Source organism: Methanosarcina sp. UBA5, assembly GCF_002505485.1.
Taxonomy (GTDB): Archaea; Halobacteriota; Methanosarcinia; order Methanosarcinales; family Methanosarcinaceae; genus Methanosarcina.
Genome location: NZ_DAVG01000112.1, coordinates 1 through 6,833 on the forward strand (window position 1 = coordinate 1; position 6,833 = coordinate 6,833).

A 6,833-nucleotide genomic window follows, 5' to 3' on the forward strand; every position below is an offset into this window, starting at 1 on the left:
CATGTCTTTACCCCACTATAAAGTTTTTTATATTAGTATAAATATAGTCTACACGCTATAACTATTTATCTCAATTAACTGATATTTTTCATACATCTGATCCCAAAACTCAAAATTACTTTTCGAAATTTTGAATTTGGATTAATCAATCGAGCTTTGGATCATGAAAATAATTATGAAACTCTCATTTATTTGAGAATAAAATTGGTTTTGGGATGGCCTCTCTTATTGCTGATACAATCGAAGCCACAGCTGTAACTGATGGACTTGAGCACTACGAGTATCGCAAATATCCTAGCGTTAAAATTGCAAGATAAGCGGTAGATTTGAAATTTGAGCGAAGGGAAATAGGAACATATCTATTATTGGCAGCATTAGGTAAAACATTGGAAGTTTGTGATAATATAGGATGTAGGTACATCCTAATTGATTCTAAAAGAGACTCAATCGGTTTCTATCAAAAAACGAATTCAAACTTGTAGAGAAATATAAAAACCGAGAATTCGTTCCTATGTATCTCAATATGCAACCCACTTTATTAGAAATGAGTTCTTCTGTTGCAGGAAGTGGGAACTCTACTGCAAATATACCTTAAACTGATTACAATGAAAAAAAGATAAAATACAATATTTAAAAATTTGACTTTGAATTTACAGCAAATTTGCAACACTGCCTTTGCTTAAAGAAGAGTATCTCAAGATTTTAAGTGAAGCTGGATTTTCAGTTGAAATTTTGAATGAAGATCTGGATATAAGCAAAAGACATTATGTGGGTTGCCTGCCGAGAGCTTGAAACTTAAAGCCTGAAAGTGAGAAGGCTTCTAGGTTTCTCAAATTTGCTCTATATAAAAACTTCAGATGTCATGGAATTCGATGCTGATGCTGCCTGCTTTTTTTACCAAGGATTTTGCAAGGAAACCACTCTCCATTCTGCAGAGGTTGAGTACTGCACAAGGCACAAGGCAATTTGAGCAGCACTTTGCTTCCTGTGCTCTATCAATCACATAGTTATTCTTGATGTCTAGGATTTCCATCATGGGAATTTCCATGTGAGAAAATTTACTTATCTTTTCACATGGGGTTTCTATGTCAACAATGATTTTGTTTCCTTTTTTGCTTCCGCGGATTTTGTGAACAAAATCACAAAGTGTGGAATTTACAGTAAATTCAGTCAACAGGTCACCTTCTATTTCTTGATTACGCACGTTTTTCGAGTCCGAGATTACTCGGACTGTAAAGTCTTAAAGGTATTTTCAAGAGCTATGGAGAATTCATCCCCTTTGAGTTCTTTCTCTTTGGTTTTTTTGATCCCAAATTCAGAGATAACAATCTGACGATCTACTTTGAAGCCTGCAAGTTCGAGAGTTTTGCTTGCACAGTTCACAGGACAGCCATCAATTGCGATTATACGGTCAGAGGCTTCTGCAGACTTCATAAGCCCTGGAGCTCTTGCACCAATTCCTGCAGTACACATAAGGGTTCCAATATTCTGTTTTTCCAGTTCAATTGCAATTTTATTTGAGAGCTGACCCACATTTGAGGCCCCTACACATGGGAAAATTGCCACATTTGCTGAACCGCATGCACATTTTACCTCTTCTGCCATTATTTATTCTCCTTTCTGATTGTTATTTGAATTTTAGTATTTTTGATATAGACTAGGCCTTTTCTGTTATTGAGAAATCCACTTTCGAATCTCTTTTTCATCTGGAACTTTACCCACTAGTTTCACTTCCCCGTCAATGACGACTGCAGGAGTGATCATAACGCCGTAATTCAGGATTTTTTCAACATCTTCGATCTTAACAACTTCGGCTTCAACCCCATCATTCTTCAATACTTTTTCAATAACTTCTTTTGTTTTGTTGCACTTTGAACATCCAGTTCCAAGAATTTCAATTTTCATATTTTTAGCCTCATACTTTGTTTTTGTTTTTGTCTTGTTAATTTTTTCTTTCTTTTGATGTTTCAGAATATTTTAATCTCAGAGAATGATGTTAAACAGGTATCCTGTAAATATGATCGATACCGTAACAATTAAAACAAAGGCTCCAATCAACTCGTTTTTAAGTACCTTCTTCAGGATAATCATTTCAGGAAGCGAAAGTGCAGTAACTGCCATAAGGAAGGCTAGGGCAGTGCCTACTGGAAGTCCTTTTCCAATAAGGCTTTCCACGATTGGGATCATACCCGTAATGTTTGAGTATAAGGGCACCCCTATAACGACCGCAATTGGAACAGCAAACAAATTGTCCTTCCCTGCATATTGTGCAAGGATGCCTTCGGGGGCATATCCGTGAAAGATTCCTCCCAAAGTAACTCCGATAATCACATAGAGCCATACTTTTTCCACGATGTCTTTAACATTGTCAAAAGCAATAGCGGCTCTTTCTTTTATACTTAGAGCTTCTAGTTTTCTGTTCTGATTCCCCACTTTGATCTTGTAAACGAAATCAGCTACATATTTTTCCATCTTCAGGAGGCCTATAATATACCCACCAAAGACTCCAAGCAAAATACCTGACAATATATAAATCAAGGTTGCTTTAAGACCAATAGTAACCCACAATGCAGCTATTGCAGCCTCATTTACTAGGGGAGAGGTAATAAGGAAGGAGAAAGTCACTCCAAGAGGAATTCCAGCTTCCACGAAACCAATAAAAAGAGGGACTGATGAACAGGAACAAAAAGGTGTCACTGCTCCGAGCATGGAAGCTAATAGATAATATTGCAGCCCTGTTTTGCCTCCAAGCACCTTTCGGGTTTTTTCGGGAGTCACGTAGGTTCTGATATACGAGACAGCAAAGATCATCATAAATGATGAAGTTAACACTGGCTGCAAGGTGCGTGTCAGGTGCAATCCCAAATACCTCATATGTCAGTTTATCAGCAATCCATTGAAGGGGATAGAATACATCAACCATTTTGGAGTCCTTCTTTAAGATTTCACCGTGTTTTTAGACATAGTAATCCTTGATTATATCAATAAATATTGATGTAATGTTTATAGGATATAAAAGTAACGAAAATGGTTGAACTCAGTTTCCTGCTTAATACTGGACACTTATACACATTAGATTTTAAAAAATTCAAGAAGTTATACTAAAATATAAACTTAGAATATTCGACCTTAAACCAATTCGAAAAATAAGTCCAAAATTATTCTTCAACAACTTTGAGAATCTTCCTGATTTTATCGTTTTCTATGGAATAAAGCCTCATCTTTCCTTCTTTTCTTACCTTAATTATCCCCCAGTCCTGCAACTTCGCAAGGTGCATTGAAGTATTGGACTGAGTTCTACCAATTAGTTCAGGAATCTCACAGGCGCATAGTTCTCCTTTGTGACCGTATTTATTCTCTTTGCATTCACTCTCAGATTCTATTAAAGCTTTAATGATTCTGTACCTTGTATCTTCGCTTAGGGCTTTGAAAAGCTGTATATTTTCTTCATTAATCATATCAATAATCATTGAATCTTTGAGAATATATATCTTTTTTAAGATAGGAAATCAAAATTATTGTTTATAAATATGAAATAAAGACTATTTTGATTTTCACAGTTATTCAGGTTAATAAAATAGAGCATATTTATGTTTTTCAAATTCAGGGCATTTTCTCAAATGTCTTCAAGATCCAGTCTTTTATTTCATCTCTGACTCGCCTGAAGACTCTTAGCCGTTCTTCTTCCGATCCCATAGACACGGCGGGATCATCAAAACTTTTGTGAATTACTTGCCTTGCTCTGGGAAATATGGTAGAGAACTCCAGATTCGTGCTGCAGGTAGGACAGGCCACTTTAGCCCGATCGCAGACAGTAACTGCTAAGTCAAAAATGGTATCTTGAAATTCTTGAGGAGTTTTGGAGTACTGACTGGAAATATCGATACCGATTTCCTTCATGACTATAACAGCATGAGGATTAACAGTTGTGGCCTCAACGCCGGCGCTGTAAGCCTCGTATCGATCTCCATAAATAGATCTTAAAAGGCCTTCTGCCATCTGTGACCTAGCCGAGTTATGGGTGCACAGAAAAAGGATCTTCTTCTTTTCCTGTGATCTCGTGTTTGTTACCATTTCTTTATTGTCACCTATGATAATAGATCAGCGTTGTGATTGATATTGTATTCTAATATCAAAATGTTCAAGATTCCAGAAGATTTCATTGGTTTTAGTTCTCATATTTTAGCTGCATTCTTTGCCTCTTTTACAATCTCCTTCATCATCTCTCCAACGAGATTCGCTTTTTCACAGTGAGAAGCACCTTTTGGCTTGCAGTTTAAAAGAATACTCATCAGTCGGTCAGCAATTCGATAGAACTTCATATCCTCAAATCTGACTAAAAGGTCAGATAAGCTTTCGCTAAATTCCCTGCATTTATCATGGTTACAGATTGCCTGCTCATGTAACTGGCAGGCAGACTGCAGATCTTTTACTATCTCGCTCGGAATATTCTCAACCATAGAAATCAATCCGATTCAACACTTCTTTTCAATAAATATAAGGAGCAGGTGAAAGTATAAAAGTAAAATTCGGCAAAGTAAAATCTGGCACTCTTGCCTGAAAAGCAAAAAAGTAATCTCATATTAGTAATGCCAGACATTTAATAGGTATACTCGTGCCTACAATGCTCCATTATATCCTCTATAAAATCAGAGTAAAAGTTATCCAATACTGTCACTTTTTTTCCTGCCTTAATAGCTCTGGCCTCAAGGTCTTCTTTACATGCATAAATTTCACACTTTGAAAATTCTTCTACTCCACCAAGCAGGTGATATACTCCGTCTCCTGCAAGGTAGAGTCTGGCTTTTCCGGAGCGAGCAGCCAGTTTGAGGCATAACTCCGATCTAGAACTGAAGGGAGGCTTTGTTAGCAGGAATACATCCAATTTTTCTTGCTTCATATTATCACCCGAATAATCCTAAATCAGCTAGCATTAAAACGAAATAACACAATCTGAGCTTTCCATCGCTTCGAAAAATTCTTCTTCATCTGCCAGTTCCAGGGTTTCTATCAAAATTTCCCCGAAAAGGTGCCTTTCCATCAGTGAGGGTTCGTGCACAAGTACTCTTAACTCTCCGTATGCATAAAGAATATCCGCAAGATTTGGTAATCCAAGCTTTCTGCTGTCTTGACCCGCAACTGCAAGATAAACTCCATCTCTATAAAGTCCAAGAGTGACATCCATCTCACAAAGACTTACAGCAGCCGCATTCAATGCTCCAAACGCTTTTTCACTACCATATGGAGCTGTGTCCAACAGATAGAAAACTGATTTCATTGGGCCTGAACCTCCAAAAAATAGAGTCTCATTATTAAAACTTTATCTTGAAAGTGAAATTACTCTGTCACTTTTACTCAACATTTCCGACAGCTCATAAAGGCTGGTAATTCTTATTCTAGGAAAATAGTCTCTGCAGTTACTCCCCTGTATAATCTCTTCTTCTGGAAGGTAGCCTCTTGCACCAGCACATCGAGCACACGCTCGAATTACCACCGCTTTTTCCGTAAGTCCAGAAAAAAGTTGTCCTATATTGATGAAAAAGGATGGATCCTGACCTTTTTTGGGGATATGTACTGCATCCAGGTACAGGAATATATTTACTTTATATTGCTGAAGTGCAGCCTCAGCGAGTTTATAGGCAATCTCAGCGTACTCAGAGATGTACGGGCCATCAGTGAGTACTATTGTTAGTATCTTCAAAGCTTTCTCCAACTAATAATAGATTAGTAATTGTGACTAAATATAAGCAGTTAAAACCTGAAGATGTTCCTGATTGGTTGCATACTTCGGTTCCTTGAGCGATGTACATTTGTCAAGGGAGGCTTCACTACTCATGAGCTTTATGGCGAAGGTATAACAGCTCTGCTCCCCACATTTACCGCAATTAGTCTGAGGCAAGTATAGTTCCATGGGCTCGACCCTGACTTTTTCCCTGGGAGCCGGAGCGACGCCTTTTGCAATAGCCTCATTGATAGTACTTCTCAGGTTCTCAAGAGCTTCTTTTGCCTCGTCTTCGTTTTTAATCATGGTCATTGTAACTTTTCCAGTGCCGTAAACAGTTGTAATAATCTCTCCTTTTTGCATTATCAGAGCGCTTATCTTATCTGAGTATCTTCCTCTGGGAAAGAGAGGCTCAAGAACCTTGAGAGTTTCACCTAGAGAAGGAGCCATATTTGCAATTACCCTGAATTTCGAAGAATCTGCTATACAGGGCAACAGCTGTCTTACTTCAGTAATCTCTATAGGTTTTGCCTGAGAAATGTCTGTAATTTTATTCACACTTTTATCTTCTTTATCTTCAAGGAAATTTTTACCATATTCACTTAGTTTCACAGTACCTTCTTCGATCTCAATCAGGCTTGCCTGTTGCAGAAGCTTGAGATGGAAATCTAGCATGGTCTTCCCTACTTCCCCTCCAATTTCCCCGGTACTTTTGTCTCCTGCTGATAAAAAGTTCATTATCTTTCGTCGGGTAGCATTGGACATAGCATTGTTTACTAGCTTTATCTCATTAGGATTTCCAGGCATTTTTAACACCTACGAGGGTTATGAAATTTAACTCATTTTCTGAGATAATATCATAATTTTTTAAAGTGAAATTTGATTATCTTAATTTATATGGTTTTACTTTTTAAAAATCCCCAGGGCGGGTATCAAAAAAGATTGATATGAATACACCATATAGTTGATTTTACCTTCTGTATAAGACCCAATAAATCCATATTAGATTAAAAATCGAATTAAACGATGAAATTTACAATAATAGAAAAAGATAATCTGGACCAAGTTGACTTAAGATTGCAAGATAATAGATTAAGAAATTTAGTGCGAG

Annotated in this window: 11 protein-coding genes; all 11 read right to left on the reverse strand. The window is 37.2% G+C overall.

The features are described 5' to 3' along the window. Positions 1-853: 853 nt before the first annotated feature. A complete protein-coding gene (locus tag BP621_RS13060; RefSeq protein ID WP_292390666.1) occupies positions 854-1,174 on the reverse strand; it encodes a DUF6951 family protein in 321 nt (106 codons plus the stop codon). A 47-nt stretch (positions 1,175-1,221) separates the two neighbouring features. Further along, on the reverse strand, positions 1,222-1,605 hold the full coding sequence (locus tag BP621_RS13065) for a putative zinc-binding protein (RefSeq protein WP_292390667.1): 384 nt from the start codon (positions 1,603-1,605) through the stop codon (positions 1,222-1,224). A gap of 66 nt (positions 1,606-1,671) precedes the next feature. Continuing rightward, on the reverse strand, positions 1,672-1,905 hold the full coding sequence (locus tag BP621_RS13070) for a thioredoxin family protein (protein ID WP_292390670.1): 234 nt from the start codon (positions 1,903-1,905) through the stop codon (positions 1,672-1,674). Between the two features lie 78 nt (positions 1,906-1,983). Further along, positions 1,984-2,859, reverse strand: a complete 876-nt coding sequence (locus BP621_RS13075; RefSeq protein WP_292390672.1) for a permease — start codon at positions 2,857-2,859, stop codon at positions 1,984-1,986. Positions 2,860-3,158: 299 nt separating this feature from the next. Beyond that, positions 3,159-3,458, reverse strand: a complete 300-nt coding sequence (locus BP621_RS13080) for an ArsR/SmtB family transcription factor (RefSeq protein WP_292390673.1) — start codon at positions 3,456-3,458, stop codon at positions 3,159-3,161. A 145-nt stretch (positions 3,459-3,603) separates the two neighbouring features. Next, complete coding sequence (locus BP621_RS13085; protein ID WP_292390675.1) at positions 3,604-4,074, reverse strand: arsenate reductase ArsC; 471 nt, start codon at positions 4,072-4,074, stop codon at positions 3,604-3,606. A gap of 101 nt (positions 4,075-4,175) precedes the next feature. Next, positions 4,176-4,460, reverse strand: a complete 285-nt coding sequence (locus BP621_RS13090; protein ID WP_292390676.1) for a hypothetical protein — start codon at positions 4,458-4,460, stop codon at positions 4,176-4,178. A gap of 140 nt (positions 4,461-4,600) precedes the next feature. Then, positions 4,601-4,900, reverse strand: coding sequence for a sulfurtransferase complex subunit TusB (tusB, locus tag BP621_RS13095; protein ID WP_292390678.1), 300 nt, complete (start codon positions 4,898-4,900; stop codon positions 4,601-4,603). Positions 4,901-4,933: 33 nt separating this feature from the next. After that, a complete protein-coding gene (locus BP621_RS13100) occupies positions 4,934-5,278 on the reverse strand; it encodes a DsrE family protein (protein WP_292390681.1) in 345 nt (114 codons plus the stop codon). Positions 5,279-5,320: 42 nt separating this feature from the next. Beyond that, entirely contained in the window at positions 5,321-5,701 is a 381-nt protein-coding gene (locus BP621_RS13105) for a DsrE/DsrF/TusD sulfur relay family protein (RefSeq protein WP_292390684.1), read from the reverse strand. Between the two features lie 36 nt (positions 5,702-5,737). Beyond that, positions 5,738-6,529 carry a (Fe-S)-binding protein gene (locus tag BP621_RS13110; RefSeq protein WP_292390686.1) on the reverse strand — a complete coding sequence of 264 codons (792 nt, stop codon included), beginning with the start codon at positions 6,527-6,529 and terminating at the stop codon, positions 5,738-5,740. Positions 6,530-6,833: the final 304 nt, after the last annotated feature.

Coding starts and splice junctions, on each gene's coding strand:
- BP621_RS13065 (WP_292390667.1), bottom strand. CDS start 1,605: ATGGCAGAAGAGGTAAAATGTGCATGCGGTTCAGCAAATGTGGCAATT.
- BP621_RS13070 (WP_292390670.1), bottom strand. CDS start 1,905: ATGAAAATTGAAATTCTTGGAACTGGATGTTCAAAGTGCAACAAAACA.
- BP621_RS13080 (WP_292390673.1), bottom strand. CDS start 3,458: ATGATTAATGAAGAAAATATACAGCTTTTCAAAGCCCTAAGCGAAGAT.
- BP621_RS13085 (WP_292390675.1), bottom strand. CDS start 4,074: ATGGTAACAAACACGAGATCACAGGAAAAGAAGAAGATCCTTTTTCTG.
- BP621_RS13090 (WP_292390676.1), bottom strand. CDS start 4,460: ATGGTTGAGAATATTCCGAGCGAGATAGTAAAAGATCTGCAGTCTGCC.
- tusB (WP_292390678.1), bottom strand. CDS start 4,900: ATGAAGCAAGAAAAATTGGATGTATTCCTGCTAACAAAGCCTCCCTTC.
- BP621_RS13100 (WP_292390681.1), bottom strand. CDS start 5,278: ATGAAATCAGTTTTCTATCTGTTGGACACAGCTCCATATGGTAGTGAA.
- BP621_RS13110 (WP_292390686.1), bottom strand. CDS start 6,529: ATGCCTGGAAATCCTAATGAGATAAAGCTAGTAAACAATGCTATGTCC.